This is a genomic window from Mesorhizobium sp. B1-1-1, from assembly GCF_006442955.1.
GTDB lineage: Bacteria > Pseudomonadota > Alphaproteobacteria > Rhizobiales > Rhizobiaceae > Mesorhizobium.
In genome coordinates this window covers 1-23,904 of record NZ_VFWW01000004.1, presented here as the reverse complement: position 1 = coordinate 23,904, position 23,904 = coordinate 1, and the positions used below count along the sequence as shown (strand labels likewise).

At 62.4% G+C, this 23,904-nt stretch carries 24 protein-coding genes; 14 read left to right on the top strand and 10 right to left on the bottom strand.

From position 1 onward, the window contains the following. Nucleotides 1-143 precede the first annotated feature (143 nt). On the bottom strand, nt 144-1,946 hold the full coding sequence (locus tag FJ986_RS08450) for an IlvD/Edd family dehydratase (RefSeq protein ID WP_140560836.1): 1,803 nt from the start codon (nt 1,944-1,946) through the stop codon (nt 144-146). Between the two features lie 168 nt (nt 1,947-2,114). Between FJ986_RS08450 and FJ986_RS08445 the strand changes: the two genes are divergently transcribed. The 4 genes from FJ986_RS08445 to FJ986_RS08430 all read left to right on the top strand — a co-directional run bounded on the left by FJ986_RS08445 (nt 2,115) and on the right by FJ986_RS08430 (nt 7,439). After that, on the top strand, nt 2,115-3,443 hold the full coding sequence (locus FJ986_RS08445; RefSeq protein WP_140673971.1) for a Re/Si-specific NAD(P)(+) transhydrogenase subunit alpha: 1,329 nt from the start codon (nt 2,115-2,117) through the stop codon (nt 3,441-3,443). Beyond that, on the top strand, nt 3,443-3,868 hold the full coding sequence (locus tag FJ986_RS08440; RefSeq protein WP_140512858.1) for an NAD(P) transhydrogenase subunit alpha: 426 nt from the start codon (nt 3,443-3,445) through the stop codon (nt 3,866-3,868). The genes FJ986_RS08445 and FJ986_RS08440 overlap by 1 nt, the downstream gene beginning before the upstream one ends. A 1-nt stretch (nt 3,869) precedes the next feature. Further along, nucleotides 3,870-5,270 (top strand): NAD(P)(+) transhydrogenase (Re/Si-specific) subunit beta, encoded by a 1,401-nt coding sequence (locus tag FJ986_RS08435; RefSeq protein WP_140512860.1) that lies wholly within the window; start codon nt 3,870-3,872, stop codon nt 5,268-5,270. Between the two features lie 483 nt (nt 5,271-5,753). Continuing rightward, nucleotides 5,754-7,439, top strand: coding sequence for a GspE/PulE family protein (locus FJ986_RS08430; protein WP_181181865.1), 1,686 nt, complete (start codon nt 5,754-5,756; stop codon nt 7,437-7,439). Between the two features lie 73 nt (nt 7,440-7,512). Here FJ986_RS08430 and FJ986_RS08425 read toward each other — a convergent pair whose 3' ends face one another. The 7 genes from FJ986_RS08425 to FJ986_RS08395 all read right to left on the bottom strand — a co-directional run bounded on the left by FJ986_RS08425 (nt 7,513) and on the right by FJ986_RS08395 (nt 12,564). After that, nucleotides 7,513-8,238, bottom strand: a complete 726-nt coding sequence (locus FJ986_RS08425) for a DUF3299 domain-containing protein (RefSeq protein ID WP_140673967.1) — start codon at nt 8,236-8,238, stop codon at nt 7,513-7,515. Further along, on the bottom strand, nt 8,235-9,440 hold the full coding sequence (locus tag FJ986_RS08420; protein ID WP_246681785.1) for an ABC transporter permease: 1,206 nt from the start codon (nt 9,438-9,440) through the stop codon (nt 8,235-8,237). Before FJ986_RS08420 ends, FJ986_RS08425 begins: the two co-directional genes overlap by 4 nt. A 47-nt stretch (nt 9,441-9,487) precedes the next feature. After that, nucleotides 9,488-10,210 (bottom strand): ATP-binding cassette domain-containing protein, encoded by a 723-nt coding sequence (locus tag FJ986_RS08415; protein WP_140673965.1) that lies wholly within the window; start codon nt 10,208-10,210, stop codon nt 9,488-9,490. Nucleotide 10,211: 1 nt separating this feature from the next. After that, nucleotides 10,212-10,793: a DUF2796 domain-containing protein gene (locus FJ986_RS08410; protein WP_140673963.1), complete on the bottom strand. Its 582-nt coding sequence runs from the start codon at nt 10,791-10,793 to the stop codon at nt 10,212-10,214. Between the two features lie 91 nt (nt 10,794-10,884). Then, nucleotides 10,885-11,277: a hypothetical protein gene (locus FJ986_RS08405; protein ID WP_140673961.1), complete on the bottom strand. Its 393-nt coding sequence runs from the start codon at nt 11,275-11,277 to the stop codon at nt 10,885-10,887. Further along, nucleotides 11,274-11,675, bottom strand: coding sequence for a DUF5681 domain-containing protein (locus FJ986_RS08400; protein ID WP_140673959.1), 402 nt, complete (start codon nt 11,673-11,675; stop codon nt 11,274-11,276). Before FJ986_RS08400 ends, FJ986_RS08405 begins: the two co-directional genes overlap by 4 nt. A 79-nt stretch (nt 11,676-11,754) precedes the next feature. Continuing rightward, nucleotides 11,755-12,564: an IclR family transcriptional regulator gene (locus FJ986_RS08395; protein WP_140500977.1), complete on the bottom strand. Its 810-nt coding sequence runs from the start codon at nt 12,562-12,564 to the stop codon at nt 11,755-11,757. A gap of 211 nt (nt 12,565-12,775) precedes the next feature. On the opposite strand from FJ986_RS08395, the gene FJ986_RS08390 reads away from it, so the two are divergent. The 7 genes from FJ986_RS08390 (at nt 12,776) to FJ986_RS08360 (ending at nt 19,163) form a co-directional block, all read left to right on the top strand. Continuing rightward, complete coding sequence (locus FJ986_RS08390) at nt 12,776-13,066, top strand: DUF1330 domain-containing protein (protein ID WP_140558623.1); 291 nt, start codon at nt 12,776-12,778, stop codon at nt 13,064-13,066. Nucleotides 13,067-13,279: 213 nt separating this feature from the next. After that, the gene (locus FJ986_RS08385) at nt 13,280-13,825 is read left to right on the top strand and encodes a TRAP transporter small permease (RefSeq protein WP_181181864.1); all 546 of its coding nucleotides are present in this window, start codon (nt 13,280-13,282) and stop codon (nt 13,823-13,825) included. Next, entirely contained in the window at nt 13,822-15,099 is a 1,278-nt protein-coding gene (locus FJ986_RS08380; RefSeq protein ID WP_140673955.1) for a TRAP transporter large permease subunit, read from the top strand. Before FJ986_RS08385 ends, FJ986_RS08380 begins: the two co-directional genes overlap by 4 nt. Before the next feature lie 18 nt (nt 15,100-15,117). After that, the gene (locus FJ986_RS08375) at nt 15,118-15,399 is read left to right on the top strand and encodes a DUF1007 family protein (protein WP_140673953.1); all 282 of its coding nucleotides are present in this window, start codon (nt 15,118-15,120) and stop codon (nt 15,397-15,399) included. Nucleotides 15,400-15,437: 38 nt separating this feature from the next. After that, complete coding sequence (gene gspD / locus FJ986_RS08370; protein ID WP_181181863.1) at nt 15,438-17,624, top strand: type II secretion system secretin GspD; 2,187 nt, start codon at nt 15,438-15,440, stop codon at nt 17,622-17,624. Further along, nucleotides 17,621-18,181 (top strand): prepilin peptidase, encoded by a 561-nt coding sequence (locus FJ986_RS08365; protein WP_140625601.1) that lies wholly within the window; start codon nt 17,621-17,623, stop codon nt 18,179-18,181. The genes gspD and FJ986_RS08365 overlap by 4 nt, the downstream gene beginning before the upstream one ends. Nucleotides 18,182-18,284: 103 nt before the next feature. Beyond that, a complete protein-coding gene (locus FJ986_RS08360) occupies nt 18,285-19,163 on the top strand; it encodes a type II secretion system protein GspK (protein WP_181171668.1) in 879 nt (292 codons plus the stop codon). An 85-nt stretch (nt 19,164-19,248) separates the two neighbouring features. Here FJ986_RS08360 and FJ986_RS08355 read toward each other — a convergent pair whose 3' ends face one another. Together FJ986_RS08355 and FJ986_RS08350 are read right to left on the bottom strand one after the other, a co-directional pair. Then, nucleotides 19,249-19,995: an SDR family oxidoreductase gene (locus tag FJ986_RS08355; RefSeq protein WP_140625602.1), complete on the bottom strand. Its 747-nt coding sequence runs from the start codon at nt 19,993-19,995 to the stop codon at nt 19,249-19,251. A 40-nt stretch (nt 19,996-20,035) separates the two neighbouring features. After that, nucleotides 20,036-21,163, bottom strand: a complete 1,128-nt coding sequence (locus FJ986_RS08350) for an iron-containing alcohol dehydrogenase (protein WP_181167624.1) — start codon at nt 21,161-21,163, stop codon at nt 20,036-20,038. A 301-nt stretch (nt 21,164-21,464) separates the two neighbouring features. On the opposite strand from FJ986_RS08350, the gene FJ986_RS08345 reads away from it, so the two are divergent. The 3 genes from FJ986_RS08345 (at nt 21,465) to FJ986_RS08335 (ending at nt 23,813) form a co-directional block, all read left to right on the top strand. Further along, entirely contained in the window at nt 21,465-21,662 is a 198-nt protein-coding gene (locus FJ986_RS08345) for a hypothetical protein (protein WP_140625603.1), read from the top strand. After that, on the top strand, nt 21,635-22,579 hold the full coding sequence (locus tag FJ986_RS08340; protein WP_246674933.1) for a 2-hydroxyacid dehydrogenase: 945 nt from the start codon (nt 21,635-21,637) through the stop codon (nt 22,577-22,579). Before FJ986_RS08345 ends, FJ986_RS08340 begins: the two co-directional genes overlap by 28 nt. A 262-nt stretch (nt 22,580-22,841) precedes the next feature. Further along, nucleotides 22,842-23,813 (top strand): cupin domain-containing protein, encoded by a 972-nt coding sequence (locus FJ986_RS08335; protein ID WP_140500993.1) that lies wholly within the window; start codon nt 22,842-22,844, stop codon nt 23,811-23,813. Nucleotides 23,814-23,904 lie beyond the last annotated feature (91 nt).

The window sequence follows — 23,904 nt, the reverse complement described above, 5'->3', positions numbered from 1 at the left end:
CCCAGAGCAGAAGCCGGCACCGGATCCGGAGTTCCGTCGCCCGCGTGAATACAAATCATAGCGCATCTTCAGGCCCTAATTCCAGATCAGTCACAGTTCTTCGCCAATCGAGCACCGATCTTGAACGCAGAGTAGGAACTGTTCTAATGATTGTCGCGCGGCAGGCCGCTGGTGACGGCGATGTTCTGGTACTTCACCGCCGGCTTCAGAACCATTCCCTCGGACAACTGGTCAACCATTGACCGCTGGATCTCCTGCCAGGGTGTCTGATGCTTCGGATATGCATAGCCGCCCTTGTTTTGCAGGTCGACGCGACGGCGCTTGATCTCGTCGTCCGACACGAGGATGTCGGCGGTCCCCTTGCGCAGGTCGATGCGTACCCGGTCACCCGTACGCAGCAGCGCAAGGCCACCACCGACGGCCGCCTCGGGCGAGGCGTTGAGGATCGATGGAGAGCCGGAAGTGCCGGACTGACGGCCATCGCCGATGCAGGGCAGCGAGTGGATGCCCGCCTTCAGCAGGTAGGCCGGCGGCTGCATGTTCACGACTTCGGCGCCGCCCGGATAACCGACAGGGCCGGCTCCGCGCATGAACAGGATGGTATTCTCGTTCAGGCCGAGTGACGGATCCTCAATGCGACGGTGGTAGTCTTCCGGACCGTCGAAGACGACGGCGACGCCCTCGAAGGCATCGGGGTCTCGCGGATTTGACAGATAGCGGTCGCGAAACTCCGGCGAGATGACCGACGTCTTCATGATTGCGGAATCGAACAGATTGCCTTTCAGGTTGATGAAGCCGGCTTCCTTCCTGAGCGGATTGGCCACGGTACGGATGACCTTGCCGTCGAGATTCTCCGCCGCGGCGCAATTGTCGCCGATCGTGCGGCCGTTGACGGTCATGGCTCCAGGATGCGGCAGCAAGCCGGCCTTCATCAGCTCTGCCACCACGGCCGGCACACCGCCCGCATGATGATAGTCCTCGCCGAGATATTCACCGGCCGGCTGGAGATTTACGATCAGCGGAACGTGGTGACCGACCTTCTGCCAGTCATCGACGGTCAGGGACACGCCGAGATGCCGCGCGATGGCGTTGAGGTGGATCGGCGCATTGGTCGAGCCGCCGATGGCAGAATTGACGACGATGGCGTTCTCGAAGGCTTCCCGCGTCATGATGTCGGAGGGTTTCAAGTCCTCGCGCACCATGTCGACGATGCGCTTGCCGGTTTGGTAGGCGATCTGGCCGCGCTCGCGATAGGGTGCTGGAATGGCGGCGGAGCCCGGCAACTGCATGCCGAGCGCCTCGGCCAGCGAGTTCATCGTCGTCGCCGTGCCCATCGTGTTGCAGTAGCCGACGGACGGCGCCGATGAAGCGACGATGTCCATGAACTGGTCGTAGTCGATCTCTCCTGCCGCCAGCCTTTCGCGTGACTTCCACACGACCGTGCCGGAGCCGGTGCGTTCGCCCTTGTGCCAGCCGTTCAGCATCGGGCCGACGGACAGCGCTATGGCTGGAATGTTGACGGTGGCCGCGGCCATCAGCAGCGCCGGGGTGGTCTTGTCGCAGCCGATGGTCAGCACGACGCCATCCAGCGGATAGCCATAAAGCAACTCGACGAGAGCGAGATAGGCGAGGTTGCGGTCGAGCGCGGCGGTGGGCCGCTTGCCTGTCTCCTGGATCGGGTGGACCGGGAATTCCAACGGCACCCCGCCGGCGGCCACAATGCCGTCGCGCACGCGCTTGGCGAGCTCGATATGATGCCGGTTGCAAGGTGACAGGTCCGAGCCCGTCTGGGCGATGCCGATAAGCGGCTTTCCGGACTGCAGTTCTTCGCGGGTCAGCCCATAGTTCAGATAGCGTTCGAGGTAGAGCGCCGTCATGCCGGGATTGTCCGGATTGTCGAACCACTCGCGCGAGCGTAGCCGCTTCGCACCATTGATCTTGGACATTTACACCTCCAGAACCGCCGTTTGGCCATCGATATGGCATCGGCAACTGTCGGACAAGTACCCTCAATCAGATATGTGGACAAATTGCCCATTTTGTGGATTGTAGTAAGATGTGAACGATACGGCAGGCGCGCAGATGCGCCGCGTGCCGGGGAGGGGTAGCCAAGCGTGAGCCAGATCATCTTCATTCCCGCCGAGGGCGGCTCGGGCGAACCCCGTGTCGCGGCGTCGCCCGATACGGTGAAGCGCATAGCCCCCCTTGGCTTTGACGTGGTCGTTGAGAGCGGAGCGGGCACACTGTCCCGCATCGCCGACGAAGACTACGCGAAGGCCGGTGCCACCATTGGTTCCGCATCCGATGCGGCCCGTGCGGATGTGATTCTGAAGGTGCGCCGGCCGACGGATGCGGAGCTGAAAAGCTACAAGTCAGGCGCTGCGGTCATCGCCATCATGGATCCCTATGGCAACGATGCCGCCGTCGCGGCGCTGGCCAAGGCCGGGGTGACCGCCTTTGCGATGGAATTCATGCCGCGCATCACGCGCGCCCAGTCGATGGACGTCTTGTCCTCGCAGGCTAACCTTGCCGGCTACCAGGCGGTGATCGACGGCGCTGCCGAATACGATCGCGCGCTGCCGATGATGATGACGGCGGCAGGCACGGTTCCTGCCGCCAAGGTGTTCATCATGGGCGTCGGCGTCGCCGGCCTGCAGGCGATCGCCACCGCGCGCCGGCTCGGCGCGGTCGTCACCGCGACCGACGTTCGCCCCGCCGCCAAGGAACAGGTCGCCTCGCTTGGCGCAAAGTTCCTCGCCGTCGAGGACGAGGAGTTCAAGGCGGCCGAGACCGCCGGCGGCTACGCCAAGGAGATGTCCAGGGAGTACCAGGCCAAGCAGGCGGCGCTGACCGCCGAGCACATCGCCAAGCAGGACATCGTCATCACCACGGCGCTGATCCCCGGCCGCCCGGCGCCGAGGCTGGTGTCGGCTGACATGGTCGCCTCGATGAAGCCCGGTTCGGTGATCGTCGATCTTGCTGTGGAGCGCGGCGGCAATGTCGAGGACGCTGTGCCTGGCAAGGTCGTGACGACGGCCAACGGCGTCAAGATCGTCGGCCATCTCAACGTGCCGGGCCGCGTCGCGGCCTCCGCTTCGCTGCTCTACGCCAGGAACCTTTTTGCTTTCCTCGAGACGCTGGTCGACAAGGCGACGAAGACGCTTGCCATCAACCGCGATGACGATCTGGTCAAGGCGACGATGCTGACCGACGGCGGCAAGATCGTCCATCCGGCCTTCGCCAAGGCCGACCAGCAGCCGCCAAAGGGCCAATATATCGAACCGCCGGCGATCCCGGCCAGCACAATGGTCGCTGATGCTTCGGCGCCCAAGAAAGCCGCGCCCAGGAAAGCCGCGCCCAAGCAAGCCGCCGCATCCAAGCCCTCGCTGCCAAAGTCGCCCTCGCCAAAGTCGCCCTCGCCCAAGCCGAAAGGGACCGCGTGATGGACCAGACCTTGCAGAAAGCCCTCGACCAGCTCGACCAGGCAAGTGCCGCCGTCCGGCTGGCGGTGCAGAACCTGGCAAATGCTCCCGGCGGCGCTGAGGCGGCCGGCGACGCCGCGCACGCGCTGTCGGGCGGCGCCATCGATCCCTTCGTCTTCCGCCTGGCCATCTTCGTGCTGGCGATCTTCGTCGGCTATTACGTCGTCTGGTCGGTGACGCCTGCGCTGCACACGCCGCTGATGGCCGTCACCAACGCCATCTCCTCGGTCATCGTCGTCGGCGCGCTGCTTGCCGTCGGCATCGCCGCCTCCGGCGTCGCCGCGGGCTTCGGCTTCGTCGCGCTGATGCTGGTGTCGGTCAACATCTTCGGCGGCTTCCTCGTCACCCAGCGCATGCTGGCAATGTACAAGAAGAAGGACAAGTGACGTGACCGTCAATCTCGCCTCCTTCCTCTATCTGGTCTCCGGCATCCTGTTCATCCTGGCGCTGCGCGGCCTGTCGCACCCGACCACCAGCCGGCAAGGCAATCTCTACGGCATGATCGGCATGGGCATCGCCATCGCCACCACGCTGGCGCTGGCCACGCCATCGGCCGGACGCTTCGGCCTGATCGTGCTCGGCCTTGCCATCGGCGGCGGCGTCGGCGCCGTCACGGCCAGGCGCATCGCCATGACCTCGATGCCGCAACTGGTCGCCGCCTTCCACTCGCTCGTCGGCCTTGCCGCCGTCATGGTGGCGGCCGCCGCCATCTATGCGCCGGAAAGCTTCGGCATCGGCACGGCGGGCGACATCCACGCCCAGGCGCTGGTCGAAATGAGCCTGGGTGTGGCCATCGGCGCCATCACCTTCACCGGCTCGGTCATCGCCTTCCTCAAGCTTGACGGGCGCATGTCCGGCAAGCCGATCATGATCGGCGGCCGCCATTTCATCAACATCGCGCTTGGCATCGCCTTGGTCGTGCTGATCGTGCTTTTGGTCACCACCGAATCGAAGCTCGTCTTCTGGCTCATCGTTGCCGCATCGCTGGTGCTGGGCGTGCTGCTCATCATCCCCATCGGCGGCGCCGACATGCCGGTCGTGGTGTCGATGCTCAACTCCTATTCGGGTTGGGCGGCCGCGGCTCTGGGCTTCACGCTCGGCAATCTGGCGCTGATCATCACCGGCGCCCTGGTCGGCTCGTCGGGCGCCATCCTGTCCTACATCATGTGCAAGGGCATGAACCGCTCCTTCATCTCCGTCATCCTCGGCGGCTTCGGTGGTGAGACCGCAGCCGCGGGCGCTGATGATGGGATCGAGCGCACGGTCAAGCAGGGCTCGGCCGATGATGCCGCCTATCTGATGATGAACGCACAGAAGGTCATCATCGTCCCGGGCTACGGCATGGCCGTCGCCCAGGCGCAGCATGCGCTGCGCGAGATGGCCGACAAGCTCAAGGCCAATGGCGTCGACGTCAAATACGCCATCCACCCCGTGGCCGGCCGCATGCCGGGCCACATGAACGTGCTCTTGGCCGAAGCCAACGTGCCTTACGACGAAGTGTTCGAGCTCGAGGACATCAATTCCGAATTCGCGCAGGCCGACGTCGCCTATGTCATCGGCGCCAACGACGTCACCAACCCGTCCGCGCGGGATGACAAGAGCTCACCTATTTACGGTATGCCGATCCTCGACGTCGACAAGGCGCGCACCTGCCTGTTCGTCAAGCGCTCGCTCGGCTCCGGCTATGCCGGCATCGACAACACGCTGTTCTACAAGGACGGCACCATGATGCTGCTCGGCGACGCCAAGAAGATGACCGAGGAAATCGTCAAGGCCATGGATCACTGAGATTGATACGCCCAGCAAGGCGAGGAAACGGGAAGGGCTCCAGCCACTCCAAGCCTGCTCATTCCAACGCGGCGCAGTCTGCCTTTGCGGCCAAGATATCCTTCCTCGGCCGAGGCGGCCATCGGCTACGATCGTCACGGTCGCATGGGTCATGACGATTTCCCACCAGCTGCTGGCGGGCGTTACGCTTGCCGTGGTCGAGTGGGGTTCCGCAACATTGGCGGCGATATGTGGATGTAGCGAAAGATTCTCAATAGCTACCTTCGTGTGACACCCGGTTCACCGTCTGGTGGGAGTAGAAGGGCACGGGCTCTTGACACCTATACCGCACAGCCTTCTGGTCTGGCGCAGCTTTCCGGGGAACCGCCGGATCCGGAATCGTATGTCAGGCAGACCGCTCTGCGGACTAAGCCGACAGCTGGATTCGGCATGCGCAAGCCGGCGTCCATTGTGCTCAAGGGTCAAGTGCGACAGGTACGTTCAATGAACCCAAAGCTTACAGACTTACACTCGCTCTTGTCGTCCATGGCCGATGCCGGACTGGCGAGCCGCGAGGCTACGCGGGGCCTTTTCGGTGAGAGCACGGCCTCGCGAGCCTCCGACCTGCACCGTCTGATCGAAGCGCAGATAGTCGACGCCGATGCCCTCGCAGGCTTCCTGTCGTCCTATTATGGCGTGCGGCTTCTCGACCGGCACCAGCTCGCCGACTACAGGCCCGTCGCGCAGAATCTCTCAAACCGATTTCTTGTGGAGAACTGGATCGCGCCGCTCACGGCGCCTGACGGGAGCGCCGTCATAGGGGTTCTCCACCCTGGAGACGCAGACCCGATAGAGGCGCTGGGATCCGTTCTCGACGGTGACGTCGAGGTCTGCGTGGTTCCCGCACCCGACCTGGAATCCTGCCTGGAACGCCTTTCCGGCACCCAGGATGTTGCCCAGGCCACCGGCGAAGGAGCAACCTCCGAAGCGGCTATCGCAAGCCTGCGGGATCTCGCGAGCGGCGCGCCGGTTGTGGTTGTCGTCGACGACATCTTCCGGCGCGCGCTCGACCTGAGGGCAACCGACATCCACCTGGAACCGATGCGCGGACGGCTCGTGATGCGTTTCCGTATCGACGGCGTCTTGCGGATCATGCCTCCGCCGCCGCACGAAATGGGCGATGCGATCGTGTCGCGAATCAAGGTTCTCGCCGGCCTCGACATCACCGAGCGCCGCAAGCCTCAGGATGGTGCGATGCGCCTTCCCATCGGCGACCGCGAAGTCGAACTGCGCGTTGCCACCCTCTCCTCCATCCATGGCGAGACCGTCGTCATGCGCATCCTGCACCGCGACAGCGTCCTGCTCGATTTCGCGGGCGTGGGCCTGGATGACCAAGAACGGCAGACGCTGGACCGGCTCCTTGAGCACACCCATGGAATGATCGCCGTCGCCGGCCCGACCGGCAGCGGCAAGACGACGACGCTCGCCGCCGCGCTCTCGAAGCTAAACGATCCGGGACGCAAGATCGTGACCATCGAGGATCCCGTCGAGTACCAGATCCCCGGCATCGTGCAGTCGCAGATCAACTCGGCGATCGGCATCACCTTCTCATCCGCGATCCGGACGTTCGTGCGACAGGACCCCGACGTGATCCTGGTCGGCGAGATACGCGACGGCGAGACGGCACGGGCCGCCGTCCAGGCAGCGCTCACCGGACACCTCGTTCTCACCACGGTCCACGCGAACACCGCGGCGGCGGCCTTCACGCGTATGCGCGACCTGGGTGTCGAGACCTATCTGCTGGTCGGCGCCATCCGCGGCATCATCTCCCAGCGCCTGTTGCGGCGGCTCTGCGATCACTGCAAGCAGGAAGGAATTCTTTCGACCGAGACTTTCTCCTCCGACTCGCGTTACCAGGCCGTCGGGTTCTCCCAGGGCCAGAAAGTGTTCAACGCAGTGGGCTGCGGCCGTTGCAACGGCACGGGGTATCGAGGCCGCATCGCCGTGTTCGAGATCCTGGTCCTAGAGGAAGCTATCATCGAGCTCGCTTCACAAGGAGCAGACCACTCCAGGATCGAAGCGCTCGCGCTGGAACGGGGCATGAGCACGATGGCGCATGACGGTGCCAGGAAGGCAGGGCAAGGTCTCACCTCGCCGGCGGAGGTGCTCAGGGTCACCGGGTTTCGCTGAGCGCATCATCCACGTCCGTGCCTGCCTCTGACCCGCGGACTGGCGGTTGGAATCGCCTTCGCAGGACTGGCCACTATTGCCCGCCACCTTCGCCATGATAGGGCTCGATGCTTTCGCCCTCCAGGACGTAGCCCGAAGCAACTTCGCTTGAACCGTCCACAAAGGAGAGGTCTTTCCTTTCGGACTGCACGCGCATCGTGCCGGTTATCATCACGCCCTCGAACAGGGCCGCAGGCGCGTACGGAGCAGTGGATTTCAAGTAGATCACCTGGTTCGGCGGCGGTGGCGGCTCATGGATGCACGCACCGAAATAGGGGACCAGCAGGAACTCGGTCGTACCGTCCGGATTAAAATCCAGGGGCAGCAGATAGCCGGCGATGGCTACCTGCGCGCCGTCCAACTTCTTCTCGGTGAGGGTTCCACGCCTCTCGATCTCTGTAGCCCAGGCGACGTATCGTTCGTAAAGCGCATCAAGATCGACGCCTTGCTTTGCAAGTTTCTCCCTGTCGGCGTCGACCCTTTTTTTGGCTTCGTCGCGCTGAAGGGCAAACTCTTCGCTCAACTCGCCCGACGGGTGACCCTTCCAGTACAGGACATCTCTCAACGCCTCCTGTTGCTCAAAAGGAAGTGCGTCCGGGAAATTTGCCAGCGGTTCTGTCGGCGGGATCAGCATCTCCCATTTCAGCTGGGTTGCGGCCTCGCTGAATGCCGCGCCGCAGCCCGCGCCCAAAACGGCCAGGATGAGAGCGATGCAGCGCAACATCGATCTCGCGTTGCCGAGGAATCCGGAAGTCTTCATGTTCTCACCATCATGCCATCTGCGAGTGACATCCTGTAGGCGCGACAGGCCGGCAGGAACCCGGCGGCCATCCCGCCGATCAATATTGCCAACAACAACAGGGCATCGGTCGTGGACGGAGGCTGAATGCCGATGTCGATGCCGAACTGTCTGTCAACAAGCGGGCGGGCCACCACCAGGACCGCATAAAGTGCCGCCGTACCGATTGCGATTCCCGCCACCGTCAGCAAGGTAGCCTCTCCGACAAGAAGGCCTGCAACCGTGCCGGGTCTTGCCCCCAGCGAGCGCAATATCGCGATCTCACGCCGTCGTTCGTTGAGCGTCGACAGGATCATTGCCGACAAGCCGAGCATCGAGGTCACCACGACCATCGCGGAGACGCCAAGCAATGCGGTCTCGGCGGTGGCGACCAGTCCCCACATCTCCTGCAAGGCGACCCCCGGCAGCACAGCCGAAAGAGGCTCGGCCCTGTACTCGTTCACGCCGCGCTGGAACCCGATGACTTGCAGGCGCGACTTCAAGCCGATGATCGCGGCGGTTATCGCCCTCGTAGGAAGCGACATCTGCCGCAGACGGTCGGCCGGTGTAACTTGTCCCGGGATCCGTGAACCGGACCGCCAGTCGACATGAATGGCCTCGATAGCCTTGAGACTGACATGGAGGGATTTGTCCACCGGCGTGCCGGTACGTGACAGTATGCCGGACACGCGAAACGGGAGGTCGTCATGCTGCGGCCCAAGGGAGCCCGCACCGTGCGCGACAGTGATCTTGTCGCCGATGGAATAGCCAAGCCGGCTCGCAACATCCGAGCCGAGGACGACATCGAACAGGTCGTCAAAGCGTGCGCCTGCAGCAAACGTCAAGGCCTGGCCGCCGCGATATTGGAAGTGCTCGAAGTAATCCGGAGTCGTCCCGATGACGCGAAAGCCGCGATGGCTGTCGCCAAGGGAAAGTGGAATTGCCCAGGCTACCTGCGGGCGCGAAACGATGTCTTCGTAGCTGCGCCACGTGACATTGTTGGTCGCGTTGCCAATGCGGAACACCGAGTAGAGAAGGAGCTGCATGGCACCCGATCGGGCGCCAATGACCAGATCCGCACCAGACACGGTCCCGGCAAAGCTGTCTCGCGCGCCACTGCGGACTTTCTCGACACCGAGCAGAAGCATGACGCTGACGGAGATCGAAAGGATCGTCAGCAACACCGTGATCCAGCGGTTGCGCAGCGATTGCAGAGCGAGACGTGCGACAATCATGCCCGGGCTCGGCTTTGCGACGTTGTAAGGATGTCGTTGAGCTGGATCGCCCGCGTGAAATGCTGCGCCAAGCGGCGGTCGTGACTGACCATGATCAGAGTTGCCTTTGTGGCCTCGATCTGGCCGAACAGCAGGTCGAGAAAATCCTGCTGCCGATCGTCGTCGAGAGCCGATGTAGGCTCGTCGGCGACAACAATATCGGGGGAGCCGATGAGCGCCCGCGCCGTCGCGATGCGTTGCTGCTGACCGACGCTCAGGGTGGCCGCCGTCTGCTGCCCGATATCCGCCGGAAGTCCCAGGGCCGACAAGAGGCGCCGGGCTTCGCTCTCCGCGCCTCCCGCGGCATTTGCGCGGGCGCGACGTTCCGGTGCGAAGCTGAGCGGTAACAGCACATTGTCGATGACGGCGCCGTAGGGAAGAAGATTGAACATCTGAAAGATGATGCCAAAATGCTCCGCCCGAAACCGATCGCGCCCGCTGCCGCTCAATTCGTCAAGCCGTTGCCCGAGGACTTCCAAGCGCCCAGCTTGCGCCAATGCGATGCCTGTCAGCAAGCTGAGGAGCGTCGATTTTCCGCTACCGGATGCGCCAAGCAGCAGAAGACGCTCACCGCGGGAAACTTCGAACTCGCCGATTGAGAGGCAAAACGGGTCTCGCGCGTTCCACCTGTATTCGACGCCGTGCAAGCGCACGGCGTCCGTCGCGGCGTCCGCGTTCATCTCATCTCTCCAGATAGCGCGCCTCGCGGGACACCTCGAAAGCGGTCTGTCCATTGGCATCGACGACCGTCACGCCGAGTTTCGCGGATCCGGCGAAGCGATCGAAGAAGGGGAAGTCGAGCCACGCGGCCTGGGCAGTATCCGCGCAGGCGAGAGCATAAGTTGCTCGGAACTCGGTGTGATGGGCCTCGTGCTCTTCAGAACCCGCGGCCTCACCAGCCTCCGCGGTAGCAGGGTGGTCCTCATGTTCTTCCGCGACGACTTTGACGTCGGCGGAGGTGACGGTGCACCCTGCGGAGTCGGGCATCGCGAAGAGCTTCAAGGGTTCCTTAAGGTCGGCGAGCGCGGTCTCGACGGCGCTCTTCTGCTCCGCGGTTTCAGCTTCGTGCTCAAACCCGACAATATCCATGCCAGGGGCAGCGAGCTCCATCTGAACATTGTTGGCCTCGAAAGCGATCGCCAATGTCCCGTGTCCATGAACATGTGGTCCAAGCTCTCGACGATCTTCTTCTGCGTGCGCCGTCGAAATAACAATAAACATGCCAGCGGCAAACAACGTCCCGGTGTGGTGATGCAATCCCATCTCTGTCTCTCCAGATCGATATGGTCATTAGCCGCCATCACAAGTTTCGGCGCGTGGCGCGACCGCGAGAAGCGGCAGTTCAGCCATCCATTCAAGCTCGCGGAGGGCCGCGGATATCGTAGTGTGAAGAGAGTTCTATGGTGTCCGGGCACGCCGCAGTCGCGACCCAGTCGATCGTGTAGAAGGTGAGCTCGGAAAGGACATGAACTGCCGCAGGCGCCGGCAGTGCGGCTCCCATGGAGCCGATGATGCATATGTCACAATGGCCCTTAGCCTTGTCGTCGTGGTGCCCCGGCGCGGGCCCTTCTCCGGATCGTGCGAGCAACCGCTCGAAGCTGGATAAGAGCAAGCCGTTTCTATGCGTCGGGCCATCGATGTGTCCGAAAGCAAATGCGATATGGAAGAGCATGCCAAGCAATGTCACCCAGGCCATCGCCTGAGATCGTCGCAGCCATTCCGGCACAGTGAGTTCGCCTGGTGTCATCCTGCAGGATGTCCTGGTTTAAGACATGTGAGGATGCCTTCGGGGCGCGCCGCTGAAGGTCTTGAGATACTCGGCTTAGTTGATTCGTCGAGAGCGTCGTGTGCCCTGTGACGGTTGTAGCGATGGGCGAAGGCATTGACGAAGGGCTGCCGCTTGTCGATCTGGTGCGGCAAGTCTCGCGGCAGGATCGAAGCGACGACTTCGAGGTGTGCGTCTGGCTTTTTCTCTCGCTTCTTGCCAATGGCTGCTGGCACGTTAGCCTCCCAATCCGCGAGCATGTCTTCGAGGCATGCTTCAACGAGCTTGTTGTGGGCCCGTTCGGGCCTGCCTGCCGGGTTTCCGGACTGACCTGGCTTGAACGGCCCCCAAGGCTGTTTCGGTGCTGTTGGATCAGCCATCTTCCTCAGCGTCGAATGATAGCGATGCCGTTAAAGCGGTACGTCGATAGTGGCGATGGACGCGGTGGCGCGCCCGGCGCTACACCATCCTGGACAATTCGCCACTGATCTGTTTCGCCGTTTGACGCACCAGCCTTGCGCAGAGCTCGTGGCGCCGAGCGTCGTGCCGGTACACCGGCATGCTGATGCTGACCGCTCCGATCGGTTCCCCCGAACGATTGAAGATCGGGCTGCCGAGACAGCGGATATCCGGTTCGTTCTCCTCGTCATCGAACGCGAACCCTTGCTCGCGCGTCCGCTTCAACTCATCGAACAGCGCTTCGGGTGTCGTGAACGTCTTGGCGGTATGGCGTCTCAGATCCAGGCTCTTGATGACTTCCAACAGCCGCTGGTCTGGCAGACCAGACAGCCACGCCTTACCCACGGATGTCGAGTGAAGTTCAACCTGGCCGCCAATGCTGGTTTTCATCTGAACCCTGCTGGAGCCCACCAACTTGTCTATGTAGACCATCCGGTTGTTGCTGGGCACCGCAAGGTGAACCGCCTCATCGGTTGCGTCGCGGAGCGAAACCAGAAAATCCCTGGCGATCGTCCGCAAGTCGGAGTCCTCCCAGGTCTTGGCAGCAAGCTGGAGGAGGCGCGGCCCCAAGCGGAACGTTCCACCCTCTCCCGACTGTGTGATGAGTCCCTCCGCCGTGAGCGCCGAAACGAGACGGTAGACCGTCCCCCGGGGAAATGGCGCGCACTTTGTCAGTTGGGCAATGTCCAAGGTTCCAGGGGCATCCGCGATGATCTGCAGCACCGTGATGAACTTCGAGAACGAGGCCGCTCCCTGCACGTGAGTAGAAGCTCTCTCATCGGCTTCGTCCTGGAGCTCACTTAGGCCCATGGCGCATCTCCTTGCAAGCTTGACAACGAAACATGGTGGTACTACACGCTTTTGGACAAGCTGTCCATATTGTAGTCAGCGTCGTAGTTTCGGTTCTAGCCGTGTGATCGAGGAGGATCAACGGCAAACGCACTTGTGGCGAATTTGAATGCATCGGGACGTCCGTATCTTCCGCGAGAGGGTATGGGAATTTCTGTGGGAGAGGAAGCAGATGACCAAAAAAGGATACTGGGTTGCAATGGTCGATATCGCGGACCATGAGGGCTATAAAGAATACATTGCCTTGAACAAGGCAGCATTCGACAAATACGGGGCGTCCTTCGTCGTTCGCGCGGGAACGAGCCAGGTCATGGAGGGCCCTCACGCGAACCGCCTGGCGGTCATCGAGTTCAAGGACTACGAGACCGCTCTCGCCTGCTACAACTCTCCAGAGTATCAAACGGCGATCAAGGCCCGCGAGAAGCATGCCAAGGCACATCTGGCCGTGGTGGAAGGTGTCTGACACCGGAAGCTCGCCCGGGACCTCCTACTGGTTGGAGGGATCGTTGGCTTTACCCCTGCGCTGTTCGACCGGATGAGCAGGACAGGCCTTCATCACGCGATTGGGTGTTTCTACCCCATCAGCATGCTGGAGGCTCCCTGCTCACGGTCTGCGGATTCTCGTCAGAGTGCCGCAAGGATCGATGCATGCGCGCACAACCTTTTGGGAGCAGTTATGACCACGCCGTTACAGTGGCTTTTCAAGGCTTTTGACGTCTTCGTCGTCGTCGGAATGGCCGTCATCAGCATCCTAATCTTTACAAATGTCGTGCTACGCTACGGCTTCAGCTCAGGCATTCCGTTTGCCGTTGAAGTCTCCCGTGTGGTCCTCGTCTGGGTCATCTTTATGGGATCCGTGGTGGCCTTGGCCAAGGGCGCGCATCTCGGCGTCGAGTCGTTGGTTGTCCGGTTGCCTCGAAGGGCGCGCTTCGCCTGCTTTCTTGTTTCATACGGCCTGATGCTCTGGTGCTGCTGGCTCATGGGACAGGGCAGTTTGTCACTCACCATCATCGAGTGGGGCAACGTCCTGGCACTGTCGGGAATTCCCGTGGGCGCCATCTACGCCGCGGGGCTCGTCTCTGCCATCCTGATGGCTCTGGTTCTCCTCCTTGATCTCTGGCGCTCGCTGCGCGGCATCCTGCCCGCCCCCTGGTCGGGGGTGGAGCATGTTGAGCCGCTGCCGGTCGTGCCCCCCGCGCTTGTTTCGGAGAAAGCACCGTGAGCGGCTTGGTCTTTATCGTTTCCCTCCTTGGTGCGATGGGCATCGGGATTCCAATCGCCTTCGCCCTGATGCTGTCGGGCGTCGCGATGATGATGCTGATGGGAAATCTGGATGCACAGATTCTGGCGCAGAGGCTGGTCAATGGCGCTGACAGCTATCCGCTGATGGCGATCCCGTTCTTTCTCATTGCCGGCGAGCTCATGAACGCCGGCGGCCTCTCCCGCCGCATCGTCAACGTGGCCTTGGCGCTCGTCGGTCACATACGTGGCGGCCTCGGTTACGTGGTCATCGGCACTGGCTTGGTGCTTGCCAGCGTCTCCGGATCCGCAATCGCGGATACAGCGACGCTCGCGGTCATGCTGGTCCCCCTGATGCGGGATGCGGGCTACCATATGGGTCGAGCCTCGGGCTTGATGTCGGCTACAGGCATTATCGCTCCTGTGATCCCGCCGTCTGTCGGGTTCATCATCCTGGGCGTCACCGCAAACATTTCCATCGTCGGCCTGTTCTTTGCCGGAATCGTGCCAGGGCTCATGATGGGGCTGAGCCTCATAATCGCCTGGTGGTTCCTCGCCAAAAAGGAAACGGCGACGGTCCGGCTCAAAATACCGCGCAGGGACCTACCGAAAACCATCATGACCGCCGGTTGGGCGTTGATGATGCCAGCGATTATCCTGGCCGGACTGCGGTTCGGCATCTTCACCCCTACTGAGGCCGGCGTCGTTGCCGCTGCCTATGCACTGTTCGTGGGGCTGTTTGTTTATCGGGAGCTGACACCGAGGCTGCTCTATGACGCGCTGCTCGCCGCCGGGCGCTTGACAGCTGTCATCATGCTGTTGGTGGCTGCCTCCATGATCTCCGGCTTCATGCTGACGATTTCCGATATGCCCGCCCAGCTCGTCAGTCTCCTCGGTCCATTCATCGACTCGCCGATCCTGCTGATGGGTATGATCGTTCTGGCTGTCTTCGTCGTCGGCACGGCGCTCGATTTCGCACCTTGCATCACCATTCTGGTGCCCATCCTCATACCGCTCGTCAATGCGGCCGGCATCGACCCGGTCTATTTCGGGGTCATCTTCATGATGGTCAACGCGGTGGGCATGATCACGCCTCCTGTCGGAACGGTCCTCAACACAGTGTGCGGAGTCAGCGGAGTTTCAATGGAGGAGGCTACAAAGGGTGCCATGCCTTACCTTGTGGCCCAGATGATCCTCATTTTGCTGCTGGTTCTGTTCCCAGCACTGGTGAGCGTGCCAGCGTCATGGTTGCATTGAGGTTCGAAACGTCGGGAGTTGGACGGGACATTCGACGACGGCTTTTCCGCCGATGCGATACAGGGCCTCGACGAGGACGTCGGCGGGGCCCCGGTGCGGGGCGAGTTGCAACCGCTGGCGCATGTCAACGTCGAATCGCTGCACATGTTCGAGTTCCTCACCTGCCTCGGGCTGACCGAGGTCGACGGGGTGTACGGTGTCCAAGCGGGACGCAGAAAGCGTGCTTTGTGGTTTTCAAGCGTCATAGAACGGTACTTTCCCGAGGCGGCGGGCGTAGGCTTGGGTTGGGTGTGTAGGTGAGGGTAGGTCGGCAAGGCAGCGCTCCAAATGCCTGTTCCGTGTGGGTTCGCAGAGGCGCGGCGGCCTGCGTCCTGGCGGTAGTGGCCGCGTGTACCTCCACTGGTGATTATCTTGGAGACGTTGCCGCGCGGCCGGATGCCCTGGACAAGGTCGCGAACGCAGATTTGAGTGCGCGCAAACCTTCCGGCGGCGGTTTTCTGTCGAGGCTCGGCTTCGGCCGCACGCAGAACAACCGGCAGGGTGAAGTATACTACGGATACCAACAGCAGCTGACTGCCGGCGAGCGCAAGTCGCTCGAGCGGCTGAGCGGCGAAAAGTTCGAGGTCAACCTCGAGGAGGCCGAGATCAAAGTCGCGGCCCGCACGGTGCTGGGCGAGGTGCTGGGGATCAGCTACTCGCTCGACCCCAGAATCGCGGGCAAGGTATCGATCACGACGTCGAAGCCTACGCCGGCCGCGGAAATCCTCACCATGTTCGAGTCCGCGCTGCACAGCAGCGGCGTGGCCATGATGCGCGAAAGCGACCGTCTGCGGCTGATACCTGCGAACGAAGCGTTCGGAGCCGCCCAACTCGATCCGGGCACCACCATCCAGCCTGGCTACGCCGTCACGGTGTTTCCCCTGAAAAACGTTTCCGCCAGCACGATCCTGCCGCTGCTCGAAAACTTCGTCGCCCGTCCCGGCATGGTGCGCGAGGATCCCAGCCGCAACGCGCTGATCTTCCAGGGGACGGCGGCGGAGCGGACTGCGGCGATCGAAGCAGCGCGCTCTTTCGACCAGGATTGGCTGGCCGACCAGTCAGTCGGCATTTTCCCTGTCAACAATTCCAGCGCGGCCACCATGATGCCCGAGCTGACCCGCGTGCTCGACATCGGGGAGGGCGGTCGCGGACGCAACACGATCAGGGTCGAGCCGATCGAGCGCAGCAATGCGATTCTGGTGGTGGCGAAGACGCGCAACCAGTTGCAGCGCGCGGCGAGCTGGATCGAGCGGCTCGACCGGATCGACGCGTCTGCCTCCAATTTGCGGGTGTACAAGGTCCAGCACCTGGAGCCACGGCGCCTTGCATCGATGGTCAACGAAATATTCAACGGCGCCCCGGCATCGTCGGCTTCAGAAGACCCGGCCTCGCAGTTTCCGCCCGGCTCGCAGGCTGACGGCCAGAATCAGGGCGCAAACGGTTCGCAGGCGGCCACTGCGACGCCGGATCAGCGCATGGCGGATAGCCTGCCGGCCCCCGCTGGCGAAACCGACCAGCCTATCCCGGGCGGTGGTGGGTCGAAAAGCGGCGTGCGCATCGCCGCGAACCCGGAAAACAACACCATTCTCATCTACGGGCGGCCCGACCAGCAACGGCTGATCGAACAAGCGATCACCGCACTCGACCGGCCGCAAGAGCAGGTCGCTATCGAAGCGACGATAGCCGAGGTCACCCTGACCAACGAGCTGCGCTATGGCGTGCAGTTCTTCCTGAAATCCAATGATATCGGCGTGGGCGGCAACCACGGATCGGTCGGTCTGTTCCAGGAAGCCAGCAAGGCCGTGCTGTCGCGAACGCTTCCGGGCTTCAACCTGCTGCTTGGCCCCGACACCGAGCCGCGCGTTGTCATCGATGCGCTGCGCGGCGTTACCGAGGTCAAGGTGCTTTCCTCGCCCTCGGTGGTGGTGCTCGACAACAAACCCGCCTTGCTGCAGGTCGGTGATGAAATACCGATCGTCACCCGCACCGCGCAGTCCGTCACCGATCCCGAAGCGCCGGTCGTCAACAACGTCGAGTTCCGCGATACCGGCGTGATCCTGAAGGTTCTGCCCCGGATCACCGGGAACGGCACGATCAGCCTCGTCATCGAACAGGAGATCAGCTCGGTCCAGCGCAGCCAGGCCCAGTCCCTGACGCCGACCATATCGCAACGAAAGGTCAGCTCGACCGTATCGGTCACCAGCGGCCAGACCGTGATGCTCGGCGGACTGATCAGCGAACGCCAGCAGCGCGGCCGCGACGGTGTGCCGGTGCTTGGCGATCTGCCCGTCATCGGCGACGCCTTCCGGAGCAACCAGAACTCCGCGACGCGGACGGAGCTGATCATCCTGATCCGGCCTCAGGTCATGAAGGACGGCATGGATGCGCAACATGTGGCGGAGGAGATGCGGTCGCAATTGCGGCTGATGAACGAGCCATCCAGAAACGTGCCGCTGCGGCGGCCGGCCAAGACGATGATCGAATGAAGATTCTGAGGGCGCGGCGTCGGTCTACCGCCGCCGTCGCAGTCGCGCTCGCCGCCGCTACCGTGCCCGCTGTCATCGGAAGCCCCGCATTCGTCATCGCGTCGACGCTTGCGCTATGCCTTCTGGCCGCGGCAATCGCGGTCCATGATCTTGCGTCTTTGCTCATTCCTGACCGCTACACGGCCGGCATCTTGGTCGTCGCGCTCGCCGACTGGTGGTTTGAGGCGAGCGATTTCGCCGCGCTGGCCTGGCGCATCGGGCCGGGGGGCGTCCTGATGCTCCTGCTGTGTCTGTTCGACGTCACGTATGGGAGGCTGCGCGGTCGCGACGGCATAGGCTTCGGCGACATCAAGCTGATCGGTGTATCCACCGTCTTGGCCGGGCTGGCCGGCGTCGGCGCCCAGATCCTACTTGCTTCGGTCGCGGCTTTCATCTTCAGCATCATCCGCGCGGTTCGCTTGCGCCGCCCGCTCCGTGCCGCGGCGCGCGTTCCGTTCGGAACGTTCCTCGCGCCGGCACTGGTCATCATCTGGGCGTGGCTGCCCGCCGCATGGTGATCACATTGCTTGAGCCGGGGAGCGAAGTCTTGATTTCGACGCGATCGTGGCGTCACCTTTCGTGGCGAAGCATGGGGCCGAAATGGGTCTTGCGGCAGTGGGCATGAGCTCGGCAACGAGCCGGCGGGGTGCAATCCTCGTCAGCGTCCTGTGGATCATGATTTTTCTGGGATTCCTTGCCGTCATACTTCGCGCGCAGATGACCGGGGTCGTGGCCAGTGTGCGCGTCACGGAGGACAAGGCGTCGGCGCGCATTCTGGCTGAAGCCGGGCTGTCGCAGGCCGCGGCCGAGATCCGCGCCGGCCCGCCCGACGGTGTAGTCGCGCTGAGCGATCAGATATCGTCCACGATCACCCTGCCGGCCGGGGTCGCTTCCATCTCTGCGAGAAATGAAGCGTTGCGGATCGATCTCAACACCGCCGAGCGGCCGCTGATCGTTGGCGCGTTGCGAGCCGCCGGCGCCGCTCCCGGAACCGCGGAGGATCTGGCGACAAAGATCATCGGCCACCGCGCCCGGCCGACTCCGGCGAACGGACAGCCGGCCGGTTCCGCTCCGCAGCAGGCTGGAAACGACACAAAGCTGTTTCAGACGGTCTCCGAATTGGCCGCCTTCCCGGGAATAACGCCCGATATGGCCATCGCCATCGAACCCTATGTCACCGTCTCCTCCGGCTTGGCCGGCGTTCGCCTGGAAGCGCTCGATGATGGACTGCTGGGCGATATTCCTGGCCTGCCGCCGTCGGTGCGAAAGGCGATCAAGGATTTCCACGCCGGCCGTCTGTCGCGCGAGCAACTCGATCAGTCGCTGGCGGGGGTGACCTTCAACACGCTGAAACCGGCACCGAGCTGGCGCGTCGATCTCAGGACGACCCTGCGGTCCGGCTACAGCGAATCTTTCGAGGCATTGATACTTGTATCGAACGCGGACGAGGCACCTTACAGAGTGCTTGACTGGCGTCGCGCGGCAATTGAGTTGGAATGAATGCCCGTGGATGGGGCGCGACCGGTCTCAGCAGGAGTGCCAGGCCAGCCTGGCACTCCCAGCGGAATATCCCGACCGCGGAGCATCAGAGCCCCCCGGACACCGTGATCAGGGTGCCTGTCATGAACCCCGCGCCAGGAGACGCAAGCATCAGGGCCGCGCGCGCGATGTCTTCAGGCTCCGCGATGCGCCCCATGGGGGTTGCCGCCGCAATCCTGGCTGGTCGCTCGGGGTTTCCGCCTTGTGTGTGTATCCGCGTGTTGGTGGTCCCGACACGTATGGCATTCACACGGATGCCCTCCGGCGCCAGTTCTTTCCCCGCGCCGATGGAGATGGATTCCACTGCACCCTTGCTTGCGGCATAATGCACATATTCGTTCGGGCTGCCGAGGAAGGCGGCGAGCGAAGACATGTTGATAATCGTCCCGCCTCTGCCGCCCTTGCGGTTGGACATGCGTTTCGCGGCTTCCTGTATACAGTACATGACGGCGAAGACGTTGGTCCTGAAGGTGCTTTCCAGCACCGCGGGCTGCAACTCATCGATTCTGCAGGCTTTCCCAATGATCCCGGCATTATTGACCAGGCAGGTCACTCGCCCCAGTGCATCGTCGCAGGCACTGAACAGGGCCTCGATGTCCTCCCTCTTGCCCACGTCTCCCTGTACCGCGATGGCGCGGGCGCCTGCGGCCTTGCAGTGCTCAACGACTTCGGATGCAGCGGCAGCGTCCGAAAGATAGTTTATGCAAACATCGTAGCCTTCAACGGCGAACAGCCGCGCCGTTGCGGCACCGATGCCGTGGCTTGCGCCCGTTACGATCACAATCGGTCTCACGGAATTACCTCCTCGCTCCTCCTTTGAGGACATTCGCAGCCTAGAAAACGGTCTCAAGGATCGCGGCGTAGTCTTCCTTGGTCAGCGAACGTGGATTTGTGGGATGACTGTGGTCTGCAATGGCTCGCTCACACACCCAATCGATGACGTGCCGGGGAACCCCCAGTTCGGACAATCTGGGCGTAATGCCAAGACTACGGTTCAACCCGTCCAGTGCATCTGCGAGCGTTGTATGTTCAAGTCCCGCCAGGCGCTCGAGGTAGTCGACCTTCTGAGCCACGGCTTCAACTTCCACGTTCCACCGAAGGACGGTCGGCATCAGGATGGCGTTGAGCGTCCCATGATGGAGCTTAGCCTCCTTGAGACCGCCCAATGCATGGCTAAGCGCATGGACGGCTCCAAGCCCCTTCTGAAACGTCATGCCCCCTTCGAGGGCACCCATCATGAGTTCGGTCCGCGCCTCCGCGTTCGCGCCGTCTGCGTAGGCGACAGGCAAAGCTTTCCAGATGCGTTGGAAGCCGTCGGTGGCAATTGCCTCGGCAGGCGGATTATAGCGGGGGGAAAGGTACGTCTCGATACAATGCGACAGTGCGTCGAGCCCTGTCGAGGCCGTCAGAGCCGGGGGGAGCCCCATCGTCAACCCCGGGTCACAGATCGCCCTGCGCGGGATGAGGTGCGGGCTGATAAATCCGAGCTTCCGGCCGTCATCCAGTGTGATCAGTGCCGCGCGTCCAACTTCGGACCCCGTACCCGCCGTTGTCGGGATGGCCACAAGCGGCGCTACCGCGCCGGTGATGCGTGCCAGCCCGCCCAGGATCGCTGCATAACGCTCAAGTTCACCATCGTGCGTGGCAAGCAGCGCCACGCCCTTTGCCAGGTCGATCGGAGAGCCTCCGCCAATCGCCACTACCCCATCGCAGCCGCCTTGCCTGTATAGCGCGAGACCGGCAGCAACTGCGCTCTCAGTCGGGTTGGAGGGAACGTCCAGGAAGATCGGCGCTGTTCTCAGGAACTCGAATACCGGACGCTCAAGCAAACCAGCGGATTTGATGCCGTGATCGCTGATCACCAAAGGGCGGGACACGCCGAGTTCGCCCAAAATTTCTGCCAGTGACTCGGCCGCTCCAAGCCCGAAATTTATATTTGTAAGGTAGTTTATATTGTTCACGCTGCCACACTCCTTGACATTCCGCACATGCATCGCTGCAGCCACCGTCTGGCATTCGGCACATTTCGTGCAGCCGGTGAATACGAACGCGCGACCTTTTGGAATCGCTCAGTCCATAATATGGACAACCTGCCCAAGCATTAGGTGGAACTGCACACTTGTCAAGCTCCCCCTTTTTGTTGCGGCGTTCCCGCCGCCTTGACAAAAAGGTTGCGGGCTCCTATCAAAATCTTGGACAGATTGACCATATTATGGTCAGATCTATGGCGACCTTGGAAGACATGGTACCGGAACCGCTGACATGCCGATTGCGCTGGAGAAACTGGCCAGCCGCCGCGAACTCGAAGCCAACATCAATCCGCGGCTCACTGTCGGCGCATTGCGCAATCCAAAGGCCTCCCGGGCGAAAACCCTGATTCACCTGCGGCCATTCGTGCCGGCAGTGACACCCCCGAACCGGAAGGAAAGCCTTTGTCGAAACCCGCCGCCACCGTGTTGATACCAGGCTGGATGCACGAGCATGCCCGCTGCATGCTCAGAACGCATTTCAGCCTGGTCGAAACCCCTGATTGTGACATTCACGCCCATCTGTCCCCGGAGGTGCGGGCGTCAATTCGTGGCGTGGCCTGTCGCGCCAGAATCGATCGGCAGTTCATAGACGCCCTTCCCAACCTTGAGATCATCGCCAGCTATGGCGTCGGCTACGACGCGGTGGATGCTGCCTACGCACGCGGCAAGAATATCGTCGTCACGAACACCCCTGATGTCCTGAACGAGGAGGTCGCCGATCTCACGTTGGGGCTCCTTATCAGCGTCGTGCGCGAGATACCCCAGGCGGCAGCCTTCGTTCGCGGGGGCCGGTGGAAAGCATCGGACTACCCGCTTAGCCGTCTGACACTGCGGAACCGCAGGGTCGGCATCTACGGAATGGGGCGGATCGGTCGCTGCATTGCCCGACGAATTGAAGCGTTTGGGCTTCCTGTTGGCTATCACAGCCGGCGCCCGGCGGAGGGGGTTGCGTACGACTACTTTCCTTCACTGCTGGAACTTGCCAGTGCCGTCGATGTACTCATCTCCATCGTGCCGGGCGACCTGTCGACCGCAAACAGCGTGAATGCCGAGGTGCTGTCCGCCCTCGGGCCCGAGGGCGTGTTCATCAATGTAGGCCGCGGAACCGTCGTGGACGAGGATGCACTGATCGGCGCCCTGCGCACAGGAGCCATTGCGGCGGCCGGCCTCGACGTGCTCGCGGATGAACCCAATGTCTCCGAAGACCTGCTGGCGCTCGATAACCTGACGATCCTGCCGCATATCGGGTCCGCGTCGGTCAGTACGCGCACCGCAATGGCGGACCTCGTGGCCCAGAACGTGATCGCCTGGTTCCAGAGTGGAGCGGCGATCACACCCGTACCCTAAACAGCCTCCGATCAGCCGCCGAGGCCTCCTGCACTGTCAGCGGACGTTATGATCCATGCACGTTAACCCAACAGGCAAGCATCCGATCGACAGGCCCTGAAGCGCCGCGGTGAGGCGTTGACAACCCATTAATAGTCTGCCCAATATGCATTGTTGGACATCGCGTCCACATTGTGGATTTTTCTGATCGGTCGATGCTTGGGGTTTCGGTCAGATTCGCGGTGTCACCATCGGTCAAGCAGAAAACGGAGGAGTGACTCTCATGAACCTATGGAAAGGCGGATTGGCCGTGGTGGCCGCGCTGGCGATCGGGGCGGTATCGTCCACCGCGGCGCTCGCACAGACGGTGTTCACCTGGACGCCAAAGCCGGTGGCGCTGGCACCATACAAGGCCCCGAACAAGCCACACACGACGATAGCCGACGTGCGCGCCAAGATTTCTCCCGCCAATCAGTCCAAGACTTGGCACCAGGAGATCGTCAGCGACGCGCACCTGCGGGCTTCATGGGTTCAGTTGGCGGTCGGTGATCAGTCGCCGGCCATGTTCATATCGGATACCCGCGCGGCCTTCATTGTCTGGGAAGGTTCGGTCGAGTTCACGATCGGGAGCGAGGCGCCGTTTACGGCCACCAAAGGCTTTATGGTCCAGGTTCCCGCGCGTACGCAGTTCCAGATGAAGAACGTCGGCGCGGTGCCGTCCTTGCACTTCGAGGTCTTCACCGCGGACGCCAAGATCACTTACCCGCAGGCGGCGGCAACCTTGCCTAAGCCGCAGCCGGGGATGACCTGGGCGTTGACGCGACAGGATCCGGGTGCAGAAGCCCTTGGGACGGGCAATTCTACTTTCAGGGATTTCCTTGCTTCGCCCTCGGGCGGCGCATTCGTAACCGCCCCTGGCTTGTTCGTTAACGCCATCCGCGGCCAGGCGTTCAACTGCAATATGCAGTCCCCCACGGCGCTCGGACACAGGCACATCAACTATGGTGAATTCTGGTTCATCATGGAAGGTCAGATCCAATACAACCTCGAAGGCCTGCCGGGCTTCGTCTCGGAGGCCGGCGACATTGTCTATGTCCCGGCCGGCCGGTGGCACTCGGCGGCGAACTATTGTCCGGGGAGTGACACGCGGATTGCCATCAATCCCTTCCCGACCGGTACGCATAACTGGCCGCCGACTGCCAGCCAGCCCAACCCACCGATGCCCCCGATCTCGGGCAAGGGATGGCTTGATTGATGTTGCCGGTGGCCCGTCCTCATCGTGAGGGCGGGCCGTTGGTCTGACCTGACTTTGGCGCGGGGGAGCATCGGCCGGGGTGTATTCGGGG